The sequence below is a fragment of the Streptomyces sp. NPDC111507 genome, assembly GCF_055638955.1.
The window spans coordinates 824,592-843,076 of sequence record NZ_JBVKBU010000001.1 but is presented as its reverse complement, the minus strand read 5'-3'; the positions used below and the strand labels follow the sequence as shown (position 1 = coordinate 843,076).

20 protein-coding genes are annotated in these 18,485 nt (G+C 71.2%); 9 read left to right on the top strand and 11 right to left on the bottom strand.

Going from position 1 to position 18,485, the window contains the following annotated elements:
* Positions 1 to 32 precede the first annotated feature (32 nt).
* The 3 genes from ACZ7M2_RS03805 to ACZ7M2_RS03795 are packed head-to-tail and all read left to right on the top strand — an operon-like array spanning position 33 to position 1,619.
* Positions 33 to 845, top strand: a complete 813-nt coding sequence (locus tag ACZ7M2_RS03805) for an NAD(P)-dependent oxidoreductase (protein WP_471593990.1) — start codon at positions 33 to 35, stop codon at positions 843 to 845.
* 11 nt (positions 846 to 856) lie between these two features.
* Entirely contained in the window at positions 857 to 1,264 is a 408-nt protein-coding gene (locus ACZ7M2_RS03800) for a RidA family protein (RefSeq protein WP_471593989.1), read from the top strand.
* Positions 1,265 to 1,289: 25 nt separating this feature from the next.
* Positions 1,290 to 1,619: a YrdB family protein gene (locus tag ACZ7M2_RS03795; protein ID WP_075026875.1), complete on the top strand. Its 330-nt coding sequence runs from the start codon at positions 1,290 to 1,292 to the stop codon at positions 1,617 to 1,619.
* Positions 1,620 to 1,664: 45 nt separating this feature from the next.
* Here ACZ7M2_RS03795 and ACZ7M2_RS03790 read toward each other — a convergent pair whose 3' ends face one another.
* Positions 1,665 to 2,240, bottom strand: a complete 576-nt coding sequence (locus ACZ7M2_RS03790; protein WP_471593988.1) for a TetR/AcrR family transcriptional regulator — start codon at positions 2,238 to 2,240, stop codon at positions 1,665 to 1,667.
* Positions 2,241 to 2,374: 134 nt separating this feature from the next.
* On the opposite strand from ACZ7M2_RS03790, the gene ACZ7M2_RS03785 reads away from it, so the two are divergent.
* Both ACZ7M2_RS03785 and ACZ7M2_RS03780 read left to right on the top strand, forming a co-directional pair.
* Positions 2,375 to 4,864, top strand: a complete 2,490-nt coding sequence (locus tag ACZ7M2_RS03785) for a glycoside hydrolase family 3 protein (RefSeq protein WP_471593987.1) — start codon at positions 2,375 to 2,377, stop codon at positions 4,862 to 4,864.
* Positions 4,865 to 4,990: 126 nt separating this feature from the next.
* Positions 4,991 to 5,827: a hypothetical protein gene (locus ACZ7M2_RS03780; protein WP_471593986.1), complete on the top strand. Its 837-nt coding sequence runs from the start codon at positions 4,991 to 4,993 to the stop codon at positions 5,825 to 5,827.
* Positions 5,828 to 5,855: 28 nt separating this feature from the next.
* On the opposite strand, the gene ACZ7M2_RS03775 is transcribed toward ACZ7M2_RS03780, so the two are convergent.
* Both ACZ7M2_RS03775 and ACZ7M2_RS03770 read right to left on the bottom strand, forming a co-directional pair.
* A complete protein-coding gene (locus tag ACZ7M2_RS03775; protein WP_471593985.1) occupies positions 5,856 to 6,836 on the bottom strand; it encodes an aldose epimerase family protein in 981 nt (326 codons plus the stop codon).
* A 37-nt stretch (positions 6,837 to 6,873) separates the two neighbouring features.
* Entirely contained in the window at positions 6,874 to 7,776 is a 903-nt protein-coding gene (locus ACZ7M2_RS03770) for an SGNH/GDSL hydrolase family protein (RefSeq protein WP_471593984.1), read from the bottom strand.
* Between the two features lie 243 nt (positions 7,777 to 8,019).
* Between ACZ7M2_RS03770 and ACZ7M2_RS03765 the strand changes: the two genes are divergently transcribed.
* Positions 8,020 to 8,514 (top strand): DUF3145 domain-containing protein, encoded by a 495-nt coding sequence (locus ACZ7M2_RS03765; protein WP_403687853.1) that lies wholly within the window; start codon positions 8,020 to 8,022, stop codon positions 8,512 to 8,514.
* A gap of 161 nt (positions 8,515 to 8,675) precedes the next feature.
* Here the strand turns inward: ACZ7M2_RS03765 and fabF are convergent, their stop codons facing one another.
* The 5 genes from fabF to fasR form a co-directional block, all read right to left on the bottom strand.
* Positions 8,676 to 9,947: a beta-ketoacyl-ACP synthase II gene (fabF, locus tag ACZ7M2_RS03760; protein ID WP_054231011.1), complete on the bottom strand. Its 1,272-nt coding sequence runs from the start codon at positions 9,945 to 9,947 to the stop codon at positions 8,676 to 8,678.
* 106 nt (positions 9,948 to 10,053) lie between these two features.
* Positions 10,054 to 10,302: an acyl carrier protein gene (locus tag ACZ7M2_RS03755; RefSeq protein WP_028800941.1), complete on the bottom strand. Its 249-nt coding sequence runs from the start codon at positions 10,300 to 10,302 to the stop codon at positions 10,054 to 10,056.
* Between the two features lie 77 nt (positions 10,303 to 10,379).
* Positions 10,380 to 11,411 carry a ketoacyl-ACP synthase III gene (locus tag ACZ7M2_RS03750; RefSeq protein ID WP_352045729.1) on the bottom strand — a complete coding sequence of 344 codons (1,032 nt, stop codon included), beginning with the start codon at positions 11,409 to 11,411 and terminating at the stop codon, positions 10,380 to 10,382.
* A 14-nt stretch (positions 11,412 to 11,425) separates the two neighbouring features.
* The gene (locus ACZ7M2_RS03745; RefSeq protein WP_471593983.1) at positions 11,426 to 12,352 is read right to left on the bottom strand and encodes an ACP S-malonyltransferase; all 927 of its coding nucleotides are present in this window, start codon (positions 12,350 to 12,352) and stop codon (positions 11,426 to 11,428) included.
* 89 nt (positions 12,353 to 12,441) lie between these two features.
* Positions 12,442 to 13,647: a fatty acid biosynthesis transcriptional regulator FasR gene (fasR, locus tag ACZ7M2_RS03740; RefSeq protein ID WP_471593982.1), complete on the bottom strand. Its 1,206-nt coding sequence runs from the start codon at positions 13,645 to 13,647 to the stop codon at positions 12,442 to 12,444.
* Positions 13,648 to 13,776: 129 nt separating this feature from the next.
* Between fasR and ACZ7M2_RS03735 the strand changes: the two genes are divergently transcribed.
* The gene (locus ACZ7M2_RS03735; protein ID WP_471594513.1) at positions 13,777 to 14,439 is read left to right on the top strand and encodes a pirin family protein; all 663 of its coding nucleotides are present in this window, start codon (positions 13,777 to 13,779) and stop codon (positions 14,437 to 14,439) included.
* Between the two features lie 186 nt (positions 14,440 to 14,625).
* Here the strand turns inward: ACZ7M2_RS03735 and ACZ7M2_RS03730 are convergent, their stop codons facing one another.
* Both ACZ7M2_RS03730 and ACZ7M2_RS03725 read right to left on the bottom strand, forming a co-directional pair.
* Complete coding sequence (locus tag ACZ7M2_RS03730; RefSeq protein ID WP_471593981.1) at positions 14,626 to 15,450, bottom strand: serine hydrolase domain-containing protein; 825 nt, start codon at positions 15,448 to 15,450, stop codon at positions 14,626 to 14,628.
* A 19-nt stretch (positions 15,451 to 15,469) separates the two neighbouring features.
* On the bottom strand, positions 15,470 to 15,955 hold the full coding sequence (locus tag ACZ7M2_RS03725) for a GNAT family N-acetyltransferase (protein ID WP_471593980.1): 486 nt from the start codon (positions 15,953 to 15,955) through the stop codon (positions 15,470 to 15,472).
* Between the two features lie 132 nt (positions 15,956 to 16,087).
* On the opposite strand from ACZ7M2_RS03725, the gene ACZ7M2_RS03720 reads away from it, so the two are divergent.
* Together ACZ7M2_RS03720 and ACZ7M2_RS03715 are read left to right on the top strand one after the other, a co-directional pair.
* Positions 16,088 to 16,576, top strand: a complete 489-nt coding sequence (locus ACZ7M2_RS03720; protein WP_471593979.1) for a MerR family transcriptional regulator — start codon at positions 16,088 to 16,090, stop codon at positions 16,574 to 16,576.
* A complete protein-coding gene (locus ACZ7M2_RS03715) occupies positions 16,573 to 17,589 on the top strand; it encodes an aldo/keto reductase (protein WP_471593978.1) in 1,017 nt (338 codons plus the stop codon). The genes ACZ7M2_RS03720 and ACZ7M2_RS03715 overlap by 4 nt, the downstream gene beginning before the upstream one ends.
* A gap of 21 nt (positions 17,590 to 17,610) precedes the next feature.
* Here the strand turns inward: ACZ7M2_RS03715 and ACZ7M2_RS03710 are convergent, their stop codons facing one another.
* On the bottom strand, positions 17,611 to 18,459 hold the full coding sequence (locus tag ACZ7M2_RS03710) for a DUF4429 domain-containing protein (RefSeq protein ID WP_471593977.1): 849 nt from the start codon (positions 18,457 to 18,459) through the stop codon (positions 17,611 to 17,613).
* Positions 18,460 to 18,485 lie beyond the last annotated feature (26 nt).

The following is an 18,485-nucleotide window of genomic DNA, read 5'->3' as shown; positions in this document are numbered from 1 at the left end:
CGCATCACGTGGGCCCGCCTAGCGTCGAGGGCATGGAAAAGATCGCATTCCTCGGGCTCGGGCACATGGGCGCCGCGATGGCGCACCGACTTGTCGCCGCGGGATTCCCGACGACCGTCTGGAACCGCACCGCCGAGAAGGCCGAGCCGCTGGTCAGGGAGGGCGCCACCCTCGCCGCGTCCCCGGCCGAGGCCGTGCGGGACGCGGACGTGGTGATCACCATGCTCGCCAACCCGGCCGCGCTCGACGCGGTCGCGGACGCCATCGTGCCGGAACTGCGCCCGGGTACCACCTGGGTGGAGATGTCGACCGTCGGGCCCGACGTGGTCAAGGAACTCGCCGCCCGGCTCGGCGAGGGCGTGACGTTCGTCGACGCGCCCGTGGCGGGCAGCACCGACAAGGCGGCCGCCGGGCAGCTCGGCATCCTCGCGGGCGGCGAGCTGACGGGCGTCGGGCACGTGCTCGTCCATCTCGGCACCGTCACCCGGACCGGCCCGCTGGGCTCTGGCGCCGCGCTCAAACTCGTCGTCAACACGGCCGTGCTCGGCGGGGTCGCCCTCGTCGCCGAGGCCATGGCTCTCGCGGACAAGCTCGGCATCGGCGAGAAAGTGGCGCGCGCCGCGCTCGCGAACGGCCCGCTCGGCGGCGCCGTCGGCCGCGCCTTCGCCGAGGACGTGCACTTCGCCACCGCGCTCGCCGCCAAGGACGTCGCGCTCGCCACGAAGGTCGCCGAACTCCCCGTACTCGACGCGGTGTTGGAGCACTACAAGCGCGCCGCGGCCGATCCCGCCGTCGCCGGCGCGGACATCGCGAAGGCCGTCGAACACATCCGCCGCTCCGCCTGAGAGGGCCTCCCATGCAGATCACGCTGGACAACCCGCCCTCGGCGCCGGGGCCCGCCAACGGCTACTACTCCCAGGTCGCCCGGGTCGAACTGCCGGGCGCGGGAGCCCTGTTGTACCTCTCCGGACAGGTCGCGGACGGCGCCGACCTCACCGAACAGAGCCGCGGGGTCTTCGAGGCCATCGACGCGCTGCTGGGGGCGCACGGGGCGGGCCTGTCGGACATCATCAACATCCGGACGTATCTGACGGACATCACCCAACTCCCGGCCTACGGTGCCGTACGCGCCCAGTACCTCACCGGTGCCCCGCCCACCAGCATGACCTTCGAGGTCTCCCGCCTCTTCAAGCCGGAGGCCCTGATAGAGATCGAGGTCGTGGCCGCCGTACCGGTCCCGCGTGACACACACGGGCCGGAGTGATCCCTTCCGGGTGATACTGCCGCCCATGAAGGCAGCGAACCTGGGCGTCCTCTTCCTCATCGAACTCGGCGCCCTCGCGGCCGTCGGGTACTGGGGGTTCACCCGCGCCGCGGCGACGCCACTGACCTGGCTCCTCGGTCTGGGCGCCCCGGCCGTACTCATCACGCTGTGGGCGCTGTTCGGCTCGCAGAAGGCGTCGTACAAGACGCGCGGCGCGGTCCGCGTCGGTTTCGAACTGCTCTGGTTCGGGGCCGGCGTGGCCGCGCTGGCCTTCGCCGGGGCCTACGGGTGGGCGATCGCCTTCGCCGCCGTGTGCGCGGTGAGCAAGACGCTGGCCGTGATCTGGCACCAGTAGCGCGGACAGGGGCGCAGGCGGTGGCAGGGGCGGTGGTGGTCGGGTTCAGACCTCGCCGAGCAGCGCGAGGAAGTCCCGGAACGCGCCCGGCATGTCCACCGACTCCGGGTCCAGGAGCCACTGGAACTGGAGGCCGTCCATCACCGCCACCAGCAGCGGAGCGGTGCGCTCGGGCGTGAGCCCGTTCGGCAGCCGCTCCCCGTACTCGGCGCGCAGCACCGCCGCCATGCTCGCGCGCACCCGCGCGTACCGCTCGGTGAAGTACTCGCGCGCCGGGTGCCCCTCGGTGACGCTCTCGCCGAGCAGCGCCGAGAACGTCTGGATGATCCCGGGCCGCATGGCGTTGTACTCGACCAGTGAGGCGAGCAGGTCGACCCGCCACTGGGTGTCGGGCACGGCATCCCACTGGTCCCGCTCCTTGAGCACCGCGACGAGCAGCGCGTCCTTCGTCGGGAAGTAGTGCAGCAGCCCCTGCTGGGTCAGCCCCACGCGTTCCGCGACCGACGCCATGCTCGCGCCCCGGTAGCCGCGCTCGGCGATCACCTCCAGGGCTGCCCGGACGATCTCGGCGCGGCGCTCCGCGCTTCTGGCCCTGGTGCTCATGGCGTCACCGTACGGCATGCGCAAGCATGGTATATAACGAAGAGATAACGAAACCTACTGCTCTACAGGTATCGGATGCAGGATGGACGCACGGAGCGGATTCACGGGCTCACGGGTTCACGGGTTCACGGACTCAATGAGGAGGCACCGCGATGGCGGGAACGCGCACACCGGCCGACGAGGCCCGCGAGGCGGTCGTCGAGGCGGCCCTCGGCAAGCTGGACCTGGACGCGAAGACGAGGCTGCTCGCCGGGCAGGACATGTGGTCGCTGCCCGCACTGCCCGAGATCGGCCTCAGGTCCCTCGTCATGTCCGACGGCCCGATCGGCGTACGCGGTGTCCACTGGACCGCCGACGACCCGTCGATCGCGCTCCCCTCACCGACCGCGCTCGCCGCCACGTGGGACCCGGCCCTCGCCCGCCGGGCGGGCACCCTGCTCGCCCAGGAGGCCCGCCGCAAGCAGGTCCACGTCCTCCTCGCGCCCACCGTCAACCTGCACCGCTCCCCGCTCGGCGGCCGCCACTTCGAGGCGTACAGCGAGGACCCGTACCTGACCGGCGAGATCGGCTCCGGCTATGTGCAGGGCGTCCAGTCGGGCGGTGTCGGCACCACCGTCAAGCACTTCGTCGCCAACGACGCCGAGACCGACCGCTTCACGGTGAACAACCTGCTCTCCGAACGCGCCCTGCGCGAGCTGTACCTGGCCCCCTTCGAGGCCATCGTCGCAGACGCCCACCCCTGGGGCATCATGACCGCCTACAACACGGTCAACGGCACCACGATGACCGAGCACCACCACCTCGTGAACGAGATCCTGCGCGGCGAGTGGGGCTTCGACGGCTTCAACGTCTCCGACTGGACCGCCGCCCGCGCCACGGTCGGTGCCATCGAGGGCGGTCTCGACGTCGCCATGCCCGGACCCCGGACCGTGTACGGGGAGGCGCTCTCCGCCGCCGTCCGCGCGGGCGAGGTCGAGGAGGCCAAGGTCGACGCGGCCGTCCGCAACGTCCTGCGGCTCGCCGCCCGTGTCGGCATCCTGGAGGGCGCCGAGCCGGTCGTCACCGAACCGCCCGCGACGGTGGACGGCGAGGCCCTGGCCCGCGAGATCGCCCGCCGCTCCTTCGTCCTCGTGCGCAACCAAGGGGCTCTTCCGCTCGGGGAAGGGCGCGGCGAAGGGCACAAGGTCGCCCTGATCGGCGCCGCCGCCCGCGACGCCCGCGTCCTCGGCGGCGGTTCCGCCACCGTCTTCCCCTCCCGGGTCGTCTCGCCCCTCGACGGCCTCACCGCCGCCCTCCCCGAGGGCAGCCTCACGTACGCCGTCGGCGCCGACCCGAACGAGGAACTCGCCGTCGCCGACCGGGGGTTCACCCTGCGGGCCGTCTGCCGCGACCGCGACGGCGCGGTCATCGGCACCGGCTCGGCCCCGGGCGGCCAGATCCAGTGGATGGGTGACGACCTCCCCGAGGGCGTCACCCACGCCGCCCTCCACAGCGTCGAACTGACCGGCACCTTCACCCCGCGCGAGAGTGGCACCCACACCTTCGGCATCAAGGGCCTCGGCCCGTTCACGCTCACGGTCGACGGCACGACCCACTTCGACGACATCCAGCGCAGCACGAAGGACGACCCCTTCGCGGCGTTCTTCGGCGCCCCCGTCGAGCGCGCCCAGGTGGATCTCGTCGCCGGTGAGACGTACGAGGTGGCGCTGCGGCACGTCATCGTCGTCCCCGAGGGCGCGCCGCTGAGGATGGTCGGCTTCGCGCTCGCCCACCTGGACCCGCGCCGCGACCCCGACGAACTCATCGCCGAGGCCGTCGAAGCCGCCCGCGCCGCCGACACCGCCGTCGTCGTGGTCGCCACCACCGACCGCGTCGAGTCGGAGGGCTTCGACCGTAAGGATCTCCGGCTGCCCGGCCGTCAGGACGAGTTGGTGCACGCCGTCGCCGCCGCCAACCCGAACACCGTCGTGGTCGTCAACGCCGGCTCCCCGGTCGAGCTGCCGTGGCGCGAGGAGGTCGCGGCCGTACTGCTCAGCTGGTTCCCCGGCCAGGAGGGCGGCGCCGCCCTCGCCGACGTCCTCACGGGCGCCCACGAGCCCGGCGGCCGGCTGCCCACCACCTGGGGCTCCCTCACGGCCGCCCCGGTCACCCAGGTGGTCCCAGCCGACGGTGAACTACCTTACGCCGAGGGCGTGTTCATCGGCTACCGCGCCTGGGAGAAGGAGGGCAGGACCCCCTCGTACGCCTTCGGGCACGGCCTCGGCTACACCGACTGGACGTACGAGTCGATCGAGCTCGGCGACGGGGACGGCAGTGCCGGTTCGGGTGCCGGTGCCGATTCGGGTACGACGGTCACGGTCCGCGTCCGCAACTCGGGTGCGCGGGCCGGACGCGAGGTCGTCCAGGTCTATCTGGCGCCCGTCGAGGCCGACGCCGGGCGTCCGGTCCGGTGGCTCGCCGCCTTCGCGGGCGTCGAGGCGGGCCCCGGCGAGAGCGTGGACGTCGTCCTCGTACTCCCGCGCCGGGCCTTCGAGGTCTGGGACGAGAGCACCGGCGCCTGGGTGTTTGTGAAAGGTTCGTACGAGGTTGCCGCGGGTCGCTCGATCGTCGACCGTCGGGTCGCGGCGACGATTAACGTCTGACGCGGGACGCGTCCACCCCGAGCAGCCCCGGTCCGGAACCTGACATCCGGATCGGGGCTCGTCGGTTCTCGGCCATCTGTGGCAGACTCGCGCGCCGGAACACGCCGGTTCGGGGGAGAACAACGCATGTACCCAGGTCAGCAGCCAGGCCCGTATCCACCGCAGGGGCCGTATCAGGGGCAGCAGCCCTCCTACCCGCCTCCGCAGCGGGTCCCGTACCCGCCTCAGTACCAGCAGCGGCCCCAGGTCCCCCCACAGCACCTGGGCGAGGGCGAGATGCGGCTGGACCCCAACCTCACCCCCGACCAGCGACAGCTGGTGGTGCGCATCCAGCAGCAGGCGAAGACGTACGCGTACGGCTTCGTCCTCGGCGTCCCGCTGACCTTCGGCGGCGCCCACTACGGCATCACGCGGACACCGATCGGCTTCGCGGCCACGGCCGTCGGACTGGTCGCCGTGGCCGTCGGCCTCTTCGCCATGACACGGATGCGGGCCCTCAAGCAGCAGCTGCGCCTGATCACCCCGGACGCCTGGCGCTCCCCGGCCGCGCATCTGCCGGGCGCCCGCAAGGCCGCCACCCTCGCCGCGTACCTCAACGGCGTACTCGCCCTGCTGTCCCTCGGCGCCGCGGGCTATCTGCTCTACAAGGGCGCCGGATGGGGCGCGTACGGCAACTCGTTCGGCTTCGGTGCCCTGGTGCTCGGCGCGTTCATCCCGTTCGGCATGGGCATCGCCGCCGCGACGACGATCCCGCAGCTGCTGCGGGTGATCCCGGCCGGTGCCAAGGTCGGCCGGAGCCTGTACTCGATCATCATGGTGCTGGCCACCACCGTGCTCGTGGAGGGGATCAAGGGCAAGTCCCCGCTCCCCGCGCTGATCGGCGCCGTGGTGGTCGCGGTCTGCCTCGGCGCGATGGCCCTGCTGGGCAGGGCCACCAAGCGGATGCGCGGCGAGAGCGTCTGACGGTCGGTCGCCGGTCGCCGGTCGTCGGCTACTGGCCGCGGACGCCGAACCCGTACACGGTCTCCGACCGGTACACCCCGCCCGGCCGCAGCTCCGTGCTCGGGAACTCGGGCCGGTTGGGGGAGTCGGGGAAGTGCTGGGTCTCCAGCGCGACGCCGTCCCCGGGGGCGAAGGGGTCGCTCAGGTGCTCCGCGGTGTACAGCTGGAGCCCGGGCTCGGTGGTCGCGACCGTCAGCGTCCGCCCGGAGGACGGGTCGTGCAGCTCGGCGACCTCGACGGCGGTCTCTGTGAGCCCCTTGTCGAGGACGAGGTTGTGGTCGTAGCCGGCGCCGACCTTCCGCGCCGTACGGAAGTCGAACCGCGTCCCGTCGACGGCGTCCAGCGCCCCGGTGGGGATCAGATCGGCGTCCACCGGAGTCAACCGCGAGGCGTCCAGCCGGAGTTCGTGGCCGCCGGCGTTGCCGGTACCGGCCAGGTTCCAGTACGTGTGGTTCGTCAGGTTCACCACGGTCGGCGCGTCCGTGACCGCCTCGTACGCGATCCCCAGCGCGCCCGCCTCGTCCAGCGTGTACGTCGCCGAGACCTCCAGACGGCCCGGGAAGCCCTCCTCGCCGTGCGGGGAGACCCGGGTCAGGCGCAGTCCGTGATCGACCGGCTCCGCGTCCCACACCCGCTTGTCGAAGCCGCGCTCCCCGCCGTGCAGGGAGTTGGGCGGGTTGTTCGGCGCCAGGTGACAGGTGAGGCCGTCGAGGAGGAAGCGGCCCCCGGCGATCCGGTTCGCGTACCGCCCGACCAGCGCCCCGAAGTACGGCCCCGTGTGCGTCAGATAGCCGTCGAGGTCGGAGAACCCCAGCACCACGTCCGCGCGCGCCCCGTCCCGGTCCGGGACCTCGACCGACTGGACGATCCCGCCGTACGTCAGGATCCGCACCCGCACCCCGGCGCGCTCCAGCGTCCAGCGGTGGACCGGGGTGCCGTCGGGGAGAGTGCCGAAGAATTCGCTGTGCATGATCGAAAGCCTAGGCCAAGGATCTGAACGACAGGCCCTAGCTCACCGGCTTCGCCGCCGTCACCACCCGATAAGCCATCTCCGCGAGCCGCGCCTGCCCGTCCCTGCTCGGGTGGAACCAGTCCCAGTGGCTCAGCTGGTCCGTGCCGAAGCGGTAGTCGAAGACCGCGCCCCCGTCGAAGCGGCAGTGCTGGTCCTTGGCGCAGACCTCCTTCAGGACCTGGTTGTACGCCTCCACCCGGTCCTGCACCGTCGTGCGCCGCCGCATCGACGCCGTGGTCAGGGAGTCCGCGTCGCTCAGCATCGAGGGGCAGATACCCAGTTTCCAGATCTGCTTGCCCAGCGGGTTGCTCCGCCCCTCGGACCACAGCCGCTTCAGATCCGGCACGCTCGACACATACACCTGGGTCTTGGGCAGCGCCTCGCGCAGGGTGTCCATGGCGTCCTCGAACTCGGAGCGGAACTCGGCGACGGGGGTCATCGCCGACACCGACGAGCGGCAGGCGTCGTTCGCGCCCGCCATCACGGTCACCAGCTCCGGCTTGTTCGTGACGGCCTGTGCCATCTGGTCGGGGAGATCCTCCATCCGGGCACCGGTCACCGCGTAGTTCCAGCTGCGCTCGGCGGCCCCGGCCTGCCCGAGCAGCCGTACGGCGAGGCTCTTGACCTTCGTGTCGCTGCCGGTCGCCCAGGACACCTCCGGACAGTCGGACAGCACGGTGCACGCGTCGAAGCCGCGGGTGATGGAGTCCCCGACGGCGGCCATCGACGTCGGGCTGCGGTCCCAGGCGGGGGTCGGCTTCGGGAACGCCTTGGCCGTCGTGCCCCCGGGCGCCGGGGAGTTGTCACCGACGGCGTCGCAGCCGGCGACGGCGACGCCCAGGAGAGCCGCCGACGCGAGGGCGAGGGCGGCCCGAGAACGGTGACTCCTGTGACGCATCCCCTGGTCCCCTCGTTCGTCAAGCACGATTGCTCAGCACCCGTCCGACACGGTTGGCCGACACCCCGCAGTACACGACCGGTCGCACCGCGTCCCCTTGGGTGAAACCTCAATGTTTCTGGGCGCTGGGACCGACGGTACGTCACACTCCTTGCGCCGCCGCACGGTAGCCTCGCCACGTGGCCGCCCTGCCACTGCCTTTCCGCTAAGTTACAAGATGTCTCGCTCTGTCCGGAGGCCCCAGTGACGACACGTGGAGTTCTCTACGTGCACTCCGCGCCCCGCGCGCTGTGCCCGCACGTCGAGTGGGCGGTCGCGGGCGTGCTCGGTACCCGCGTCAACCTCGACTGGATCCGGCAGCCCGCCGCGCCGGGCACCTGGAGATCCGAGTTCTCCTGGAAGGGCGAGGTGGGCACCGCCTCCAAGCTGGCCTCCGCGCTGCGCGGCTGGCAGATGCTGCGCTTCGAGGTCACCGCCGAGCCCTGCCCCACGGCCGAGGGCGAGCGCTACAGCTGCACCCCCGAACTGGGCATCTTCCACGCCGTCACCGGAATCCACGGCGACATCCTGATCCCCGAGGACCGCCTGCGCGCCGCCCTCCTGCGCTCCCAGCGCGGCGAGAGCGACCTGGAGTCCGACCTCGCCAAACTCCTGGGCAAGCCCTGGGACGACGAGCTGGAATCCTTCCGCTACGCGGGAGAGGGCGCCCCGGTCCGCTGGCTCCACCAGGTGGTATGAACAGGCGCCCACGGGAGCGTCCTTCAGGGGCGCGGGGAACTGCGCGACCAGCCCAGAACAAGCCGTAGTCGGCAGCCAACAGACATCAAACGGCGTGTGGCCCGGACTCCCTCAAGAAGGGGCCCGGGCCACACGCCGGTTCAGTACACCTACGGCCGATTTCAGATCGTACGGAACGCCAGCACCACGTTGTGCCCACCGAACCCGAACGAGTCGTTCAGGGCGGCGATGCGGCCCTCGACAGGCAGCTTGCGGGCCTCCCCGCGCACGATGTCGGCGTTCGCCTCGGCCTCGGGGTCGAGGTTCTCGACGTTGATGGTCGGCGGAGCGATCCGGTTGTACAGCGCCAGCACCGACGCCACCGACTCCACGCCCCCCGCGCCACCGAGGAGATGACCGGTCATCGACTTGGTCGCGGAGACCGCCATGTGGTCGGCGTCGTCACCGAAGACCTTGCGCAGCGCCTTCAGTTCCGCCACGTCACCGGCGGGCGTCGACGTCGCGTGCGCGTTCACGTGCACGATCTCGGCCGGGTCCAGGTCGGTGTTGTCGAGCAGGTTCTGCAGGGCGTGGGAGATGCCACGCCCCTCCGGCTCCGGCTGCACGATGTCGTGGCCGTCGGCGGAGATGCCCTGGCCGACCGCCTCCGCGTACACCCGGGCCCCGCGCTTGGCGGCGTGCTCGGCGGACTCCAGGACGAGGACGCCGGCGCCCTCACCGAGGACGAAGCCGTCACGGGCGACGTCGTAGGGGCGCGAGGCGCCCTGCGGGTCGTCGTTGTTCTTGGACATCGCCATCATGTTGCCGAACGCGGCGATGGGCAGCGGGTGGATCGCCGCCTCCGTACCACCGGCGACGACGACGTCGGCGCGCCCGGTGCGGATCATCTCGATGGCGTAGCCGATGGCCTCGGCGCCCGAGGCGCAGGCGGAGACGGGGGTGTGCACGCCGGCGCGGGCGCCGACGAGCAGGCCCACGTTGGCGGACGGGCCGTTCGGCATGAGCATGGGAACGGTGTGCGGGGAGACGCGGCGGACGCCCTTCTCCTTCAGCACGTCGTACTGGTCGAGCAGCGTCGTCACGCCACCGATGCCGGAGGCGATGACGGTGCCGAGCCGGTCCGGGTCGACGGAGGCGTCATCGCCGGCCTTGTCGGTGAAACCGGCGTCGGCCCAGGCTTCCTTGGCGGCGATCAGGGCGAACTGCGCCGAGCGGTCGAGACGGCGGGCCTGCGGCCGGGGGATGACCTCGCCCGGCTCCACGGCGATCTGCGCCGCGATACGGACCGCCTGGTCGGCGGCCCAGTCCTGCTCCAGGGCGCGGACACCGGACTTGCCGGCGACCAGGCCCTCCCAGGTAGAGGCTGCGTCGCCACCCAGCGGTGTGGTTGCGCCGATACCGGTGACGACCACGGTGCGATTGGTCGAGCTCACGGGAATTCTTTCTCCAAATACGAGGATTCAGCGGCGCCACCGCCGGGTGGCGGGGCAACGGACTGATCGGTGGACCGGGCCGGGCGAACCGGGCCCGATCGCTGGATCAGGCCTGGTGCTTGAGGATGTAGTCGGTCGCGTCGCCGACGGTCTTGAGGTTCTTGACGTCGTCGTCCGGGATCTTGACGTCGAAGCGCTCTTCGGCGGCGACGACGACCTCGACCATGGACAGCGAGTCGACGTCCAGGTCGTCGGTGAAGGACTTGTCCAGCTGGACGTCCTCGGTGGGGATCCCGGCGATCTCGTTCACGATCTCGGCGAGACCTTCGACGATCTCTTCCTGAGTGGCGGCCATGTCAGGCGCTCCTTCGGTGTGTATCCAGAGAGGGTTGGCGGTAGTCCGTACGGACCGGATGATCCGGCACGGAGTGCCTAGGGGAGGGTAACGACCGTCGCGGCGTACACGAGACCCGCCCCGAAGCCGATGACGAGCGCGGTGTCGCCGCTCTTCGCCTCGCCGGTCGCCAGAAGCCGCTCCATCGCGAGCGGGATCGAGGCGGCCGAGGTGTTGCCGGTGGTGCGTACGTCACGCGCGACCGTGACGTGCTGCGGCAGTTTCAACGTCTTCACCATCGAGTCGATGATCCGCTCGTTGGCCTGGTGGGGAATGAAGACGTCCAGGTCGTCCGGCGAAAGTCCGGAAGCGTCCAGCGCTTCCTTGGCGACCTTCGCCATCTCGAACACGGCCCAGCGGAACACCGCCTGGCCCTCCTGCGTGATCGCAGGGAACTTGATCTCGCCCTTGGAGTCGCGAGGCAGCTGGGACAGGTCCGAGGCGCGGAACTCGTCCCACGGCACGGTCTGCTTGATCGTGCCGGCCTTGTCGCCCTCGCTGCCCCACACGGTCGGGCCGATGTGCGGCTCCTCGGAGGGGCCCACGACGACCGCGCCCGCGCCGTCACCGAACAGGAAGGCCGTCGCACGGTCCTCCAGGTCGGTCAGGTCGGACAGCCGCTCCACGCCGATGACGAGGACGTACTCCGCCGAACCCTCGACGATCATGCCCTTGGCGAGCGTGAGGCCGTAGCCGAAGCCCGCGCAGCCGGCCGAGATGTCGAAGGCGGCGGCCTTCTGCGTGCCGAGCTTGTCGGCGATCTCCGTCGCGACGGCCGGAGTCTGGCTGAAGTGCGAGACGGTCGAGACGACCACGGCGCCGATCTGGTCGGCGTTGATGCCGGCGTCGGCGATGGCCTTGCCGGACGCCTCGATCGACATCGCGGCGACGGTCTCCTCGTCGGAGGCCCAGTGCCGGGTCTCGATGCCGGAGCGCGAGCGGATCCACTCGTCGGAGGAGTCGATCGTCTCGAGGATCACCTCATTCGGCACGACCCGGACGGGACGGTAGCCGCCCACACCCAGGATCCGCGCGTACGGGGCGCCCTTGCTGGGCCTGATCTTCGACATGCTCTGTCGGCTCCTTAGGCGGAGGCGTGCTCGGCGATGAGCTCGCGAGCCGCGTCGAGGTCGTCGGGGGTCTTCAGCGCCAGGGTCTTCACACCCGGCAGCGCGCGCTTGGCGAGCCCGGTCAGGGTGCCGCCCGGGCAGACCTCGATCAGCGCGGTCGCGCCGAGTTCCTGGAAGGTCTCCATGCACAGGTCCCAGCGGACCGGGTTCGCGACCTGGCCGACCAGTCGCTGCAGGACCTCGGCGCCGGTCGTGACGGCCTTGCCGTCCTTGTTCGAGACGCACGCGATCTTCGGGTCCACGGGGCTCAGGGCCTCGGCGGCTCGTGCCAGCGTCTCGACCGCGGGTGCCATGTGGTGCGTGTGGAACGCGCCGGCGACCTTCAGGGCCACCACGCGGCGGACGCCCTCGGGCTTGTCCGCCTCCAGGGCGGCCAATTGCTCCAGCGTGCCGGCGGCCACGATCTGGCCCCCGCCGTTCACGTTCGCCGGGGTCAGGCCGAGCTTCTCCAGGTGCGGGACCGTGGTCTCGGGGTCCCCGCCGAGCAGCGCCGACATACCGGTCTCGGTGATCGCGGCGGCCTCGGCCATCGCCAGGCCCCGGGTGCGCACGAGCTTCAGCGCGGCCGTGGCGTCGAGCACGCCCGCGAACGCGGCGGCGGTGATCTCACCGACGCTGTGACCGGCGACGGCACCGGGGCCGAGCTCGGCGATGTCACCGAGCGCGGCGGCGGAGAGGAGACCGGCGGCGACCAGGAGCGGCTGCGCGACAGCCGTGTCCCGGATCTCGTCCGCGTCTGCCTGCGTGCCGTAGCGGGCAAGGTCGAGCCCGATGGCGTCCGACCACGCGGCGAGGCGGTCGGCGGCACCGGGGAGATCGAGCCAAGGGGTCAGGAAGCCAGGCGTCTGAGCGCCCTGGCCGGGAGCGACGAGTACGAGCACTCTCACACTCTCTCTTGTGGACGGCCACGGCCGCCCGTGGGGACAGGGACGAAGAACACGAAGGGGAATTGTAGAGCCCCGACAAAAGCCTAGGCTTGAGGATCCCCATCGGCCAGACGCCCCAGGATCAGCGCGATCCGTAGTGTGAAGGCGGATCGTACATCCGAAGGCGACCAACCGGTGACGTCAGTCACACGTCGGAGCCGGTAGCGCACGGTGTTGGGGTGAACGAAGAGCATCCGGGCCGCGCCTTCGAGACTGCTCGCCTGTTCCAGATAGACACTGAGCGTTTCCAGCAGCGCGCTGCCGGCTTCTTCAAGCGGTCTGTAGATCTCCTCCACCAGTTGCTCGCGGGCCGAGGGGTCCGAGGCGATCGCGCGCTCCGGCAGCAGATCGTCCGCCAGGACCGGGCGCGGGGCGTCCTGCCAGGCGAAACACGCCTTCAGTCCGGCGGCGGCGGCCTGCGCGGAGCGGGTCGCGGCGAGCAGATCGGGCACGATCGGCCCCGCGACGACGGGCCCGGCGGCATACGGCCCGATCAACGACTTCGCGACCCCGAGCGGATTGTTGTTGCCTCCCGCGATGACCACGAGCCGGTCCCCGAGCACACCGGTGAGCACCTGCAGCTTGGCGTGCCGGGCGGCCCGCCGGATCGCCTCGACCGTCAGTTCGCTGTCACCGTCGGGCGCCGTACCCAGCACCACGCAGACATGTTCGGGCGAGTTCCACCCGAGGGCGGCGGCCCGGCTGACGGCACCCTCGTCGGCCTCGCCGGAGAGCACGGCGTTCACGACGAGCGATTCGAGGCGGGCGTCCCAGGCACCCCGGGCCTCGGCGGCCTGCGCGTACACCTGGGCGGTGGCGAAGGCGATCTCCCGGGCGTACACGAGCAGCGCCTCGCGCAGTACGGACTCGTCGCCCGGGGCGGCGACCTCGTCGATCGCGCTCTCCATGACCTCGATGGTCGTCCGCACCATCTCCACGGTCTGCCGCAGGGTGATCGCCCTGGTCAGCTCGCGTGGCGCGGTCCCGAACACATCGGTGGAGATGGCCTGCGGGGTGTTCGGGTGCCGGAACCACTCGGTGAAGGCCGCGATACCGGCCTGTGCGACGAGCCCGATCCAGGAGCGGTTCTCCGGTGGCATGGCCCGATACCACGGCAGCGTCTCGTCCATCCGCGCGATGGCCTGGGCGGCGAGACTGCCGGAGGACTTCTCCAGCCGCTTCAGGGTCGCGGAGTGCGCGTGGATGGCGTGCGCTGGGCGCTCGGTGTTGCTGGATTCGGGTTCGGGCACGGGACAAGACTGCCTTATCAGGACGGAGGCGTGCGGCGGCGGGTCGCAAGTAGGCGGGGGGAGGGCCTGGGGCGGGGCTACGGTGTCCGTTGTGACGGACGTACGGCGACGACGGCGGAACGAGCGGATCTGATGGACGTACGGCGCGCGGGCGAGCGCTATCACGGAGGTGACCCGGACGCCGGGATCACCTCCTTCCACGCCTTCTCCTTCGGACCGCACTACGACCCCGACAACCTCCGCTTCGGTGCGGTGATCGCCTGCAACGAGGAGTGGCTCGCGCCCGGCGCCGGCTTCGACGAGCACCCGCACAGTCACACCGAGATCGTCACGTGGGTGGTGGAGGGGGAGCTGACCCATCGCGACTCGGCGGGCCACGAGTCGGTGGTCCGTCCCGGAGACGTCCAGCGCCTCAGCTCCGCGGGCGGCGTCCGCCACGTGGAACGCAACGACGGCTCGGTCCCCCTCGTCTTCGTCCAGATGTGGCTGGCCCCGCTGTCACCCGGCGGCGAACCGTCCTACGAAGTCGTCCACGGCATCGCCGACTCCACGCCCTACGCCGTCCCCGAGGCCGGGGCGATGCTTCATGTGCGGCGGCTGGCGGCGGGGGAGCGGACGGCGGTGCCGGAGGCCGGGTTCGTGTACGTCCATGTCGTCCGCGGCGAAGTGCTCCTGGACGGCGAGGAGTTGGGCCCCGGCGACGCGGCCCGCATCACCGACTCCAAGGACCTGGAAGCGGTGGCGGGCGCTCCGGCGGAGCTGCTCCTGTGGGAGATGACCCCCTCGCCCTGACCCCCCTTCATCCTCTTGGGGCTCCGCCCCAGACTCCGGCAGGCAGTTCTTCGGCCGCGGACCGGTGGGGGCTGGTCGCGCAGTTCCCCGCGCCCCTTGAGGCCGAGGCCGATCGGGGGTTTGGGGGCGGAGCCCCCAAGTGAGGAGGGGACGGGTAGGGGCGGCGGGGGCGAGAAAACGGTGGGATCAGCCTCGTAGGGCTGCCAGTACGGCATCCGTGAACGGAGGCCAGGACTCGACCGCCCAGGGCCCGAACGCCCGGTCCGTGAGGGCGACGCACGCCGCGCCCGCCACCGGGTCGATCCACAGGAACGTACCGGACTGCCCGAAGTGACCGAAGGTCCGCGGGGAGGAGGAAACCCCAGTCCAGTGGGGGGACTTGGAGTCGCGGATCTCGAAGCCGAGCCCCCAGTCGTTGGGGTTCTGGTGGCCGTACCCGGGCAGCACCCCCTTCGTACCGGGGTACTGGACGGTCATGGCCTCCAGGACCGTACGCGGATCGAGCAGCCGCGGCGCCTGCACCTCGGCCACGAAGCGCACCAGGTCCGCCACGGTCGACACCCCGTCCTTCGCGGGCGACCCCTGCAGCGACGTCCTCGTCATCCCGAGCGGCGCCAGCACCGCCTGCCGCAGATACTCCCCGAAGGGGATGTCGGTCGCCTTGGCGACATGGTCCCCGAGGACCTCGAACCCGGCGTTGGAGTACAACCGCCGCTCCCCGGGCGCGCCCGTCACCCGGTGCTCGTCGAACGCGAGCCCGGAGGTGTGCGCGAGGAGATGACGAACCGTCGACCCGGCCGGCCCGGCCGGCTCGTCGAGCTCGATCGCCCCCTCCTCGTACGCGACGAGCGCGGCGTACGCGGCGAGCGGCTTGGTGACCGAGGCGAGGGCGAAACGCTGGTCGACGGGACCGTGCGACCCGAGCACCGCCCCGTCCGCGCGGACGACGGCCGCGGCCGCCGTGGGAACGGGCCAGTTATCGATCGACGCCAGGCTGTTCTGCAAAGACATGGCTACGAGCCTAAGCGGCTCACAGTTGCAGCCGCATCGACGGGTCGGGCTTGCGGACGAATCCGAGCGAGGCGTACAGCGGCTCGGCCGCGGCGGACGCGTTGAGGTCGACCTGGAGGACGCTGCGTTCGCGGAACCAGTCGAGGAGCGTCTCCATGCACGCCCGCGCGTACCCCCGCCGCCGCGCGTCCGGATCGGTCGCGACGCTGAAGACGTGCCCGACCGCGCCGTGCGGATTGCCCGCGCGCCCGATCCGGTACTCGATCGTCCCCGCGACGAGCGCCGCGAGAGCGCCGGGCCGGTCGGGGCGGTCCGGGTGGTCCACGACGAAGGCCGCGAAGTCCCCGTCGGGGTCGGCGAGCCTGCCGCGTACGGTCGGGAGGGACTGGGCGTGCCACTCGGTGGACGGGGGGCCGGCGGAGGCGAAGACCGAGTCGATCATCACCTGGCGCAGTCGCAGTACTTCCTCGGCGTCCTCGGGCACGGCACGGCGTACGAGACTCATGATCCGTACGGTAGTCAGGGTGCCCCCCTCACGTCTCCATATTTCCGGCGGGCGTCCGTCGGACGGTGCCGGACGGGTTCTCGCCCGAATCCGCTTGCTTCGAGTGCACTCGAAGGTTTTAGCGTGGAGGTCATGACGGTGATGGAGACCACGGCCGAGGCTGCCGAGACCGGCACCAGTACGCGTACCGGGGACTGCGCCGCCCCGCCCCACCGGCACCGGCGCCCGGACGGCCAGGACAACTACACGATCAGCGAGGTCGTCGCCTTCACCGGCCTCACCGCGCACACCCTGCGCTGGTACGAGCGGATCGGACTGATGCCGCACATCGACCGCTCGCACACCGGCCAGCGCCGCTACAGCAACCGCGACCTGGGCTGGCTCGACCTCGTCGGCAAGCTCCGGCTGACCGGCATGCCGGTCGCCGACATGGTCCGGTACGCGGAGCTGGTGCGCGAGGGGGACGACACCTACCTCGCGCGCTTCGAGCTCCTGGAGGCGACCCGCCGCGACGTCAAGGCGCGGATCGCCGAGCTCCAGGACACCCTGGCGGTTCTCGACCACAAGATCAGTTTCTATGCGGACGCCGGGCGTGCCCTGGCGTCGGAGAGGTCCCGATGACGGACAGCAGGATCGCGAAGGTGGAACTGGGCACCGCCGGCCCCGAGGTCGGCGTACAGGGCCTCGGCTGCATGGGCATGAGCTTCGCGTACGGGCCCACGGACGCCGACGAGGCCCGGGCCACCCTGGAACGGGCGCTGGAACTCGGCGTCACGCTCTTCGACACGGCCGACGTGTACGGCCTGGGGGAGAACGAGAAGTTCATCTCGCCCTTCGTCAAGGCCCACCGCGACGAAGTCGTCCTCGCCACGAAGTTCGGCATCTTCCGTGATCCCGCCGAGCCGACGAAGCGGGCCATCCGCAACGACACCGCCTACATCCGCCAGGCCGTCGAGGGGAGCCTGAAGCGGCTGGACGTCGAGGTGATCGACCTCTACTACATGCACCGTCGTGACGTGAACATACCCATCGAGGAGACCGTGGGCACGATGGCCGAGCTGGTGCGCGAGGGCAAGGTCAAGCACCTCGGGCTGAGCGAGGTCACCGGCGGGGAACTGCGCGCCGCGCACGCCGTGCACCCGATCGCGGCGGTGCAGTCGGAGTGGTCGCTGTTCAGCCGGGACATCGAGGCGGGCGTGGTGCCGGCGGTCCGTGAGCTGGGCGTCGCTCTGGTGCCGTACTCGCCGCTCGGGCGCGGTTTCCTCACCGGTTCGTTCGTCAACGCCGACCAGGATCTGACCTCGGACGACTTCCGCCGTACGATGCCGCGCTTCACCGGCGACAACGCGGCCGCCAACGCCGCGCTGCTGGAGCCGGTGCGTGCGGTGGCCGAGGCGCACGGGGCGTCGCCGGGGCAGATCGCGCTGGCCTGGGTGCAGCAGCAGGCGTCGTTGCTCGGGTTGCCGGTGGTGCCGATTCCGGGCACGCGCAAGCGCTCGCGTGTCGAGGAGAACACGGCGGCGACGCGGATCGTCCTGACGGAGGACGAGTGGGCGGTGCTGGAGCCGATCGCCTCGAAGGTGGCCGGGGAGCGGTACGCGGACATGTCCTTCTCGTCGGCGGGACGGGAGTAGAGCCGCGCCCCGCCGACGACATCAGAGCTCGGCCAGCAGTTCCGCCTTCTTCGTCGTGAACTCCTCGTCCGTGACCAGGCCCGCCTGGTGGAGTTCGCCGAGGTGGCGGATGCGATCGGCGATGTCGGCCGGGTCGCGGCGGGGAGCCGCGGTCACCGGGGTGGGGCCCGAGGCCCGTACGGCGGCGAGGACCGAGGCGGCGAACGGGAGGGACTCGTGGACGGGGCCGTACCCGAGGCCGAAGACGACCGCCGCCGGGTCCTGGTCCGCCTGGGCGGGCTGCGCGGTGGCGGGCTCGCGCCGCAGCAGCCGCAGATGACCCTCGAAGACCTCGGGGGAGCGCCACTCGACCCCGCTGAGGCCGGTGACCGGGAAGCTCTGGTCGCCGGCCTTCCACTTGGCGGAGGACGCGCCCGTCCAGAACCAGCGGAAGGACACCGCCTTGCCGTCGAAGGAGGCCTTCCCGTCGTACGCCTTGAAGTGGAGCGGCGCCTCGGGCGGCGCGACGAGGTAGCGCTCGGGCGGTTCGGCGTCCTCGGTGAGCGCGGCGCGCAGTTCGTCCGCGTAGTACTCGGCGAGGGTCTCCCGGTCGGCCGGCAGCACCAGCCGATAGGGGTCGCCCCCTTCCTTCAGCTGTCCCGCGGCCGCCTCCATCAGCGGATCCGCGCCCGCTCGCGGCACGGCGTGCAGGACGACCGTTCCGCGCTTGCCCGGCGTCAGTGTGACCCCCGCTATCGCCTCCAGGGGGATACGCCGTTCGCCGAGCGTCTGGAACAGCTTCGGCGTACGGATCCCCCGTTCGAAGCGGATGAGCACGGAGTCGGACTCGAACTCCCAGGCGGCATGAAATCCGGCCAGTACGTCACCCATGCGGGCCATCGTAAGCGGCTCGCACG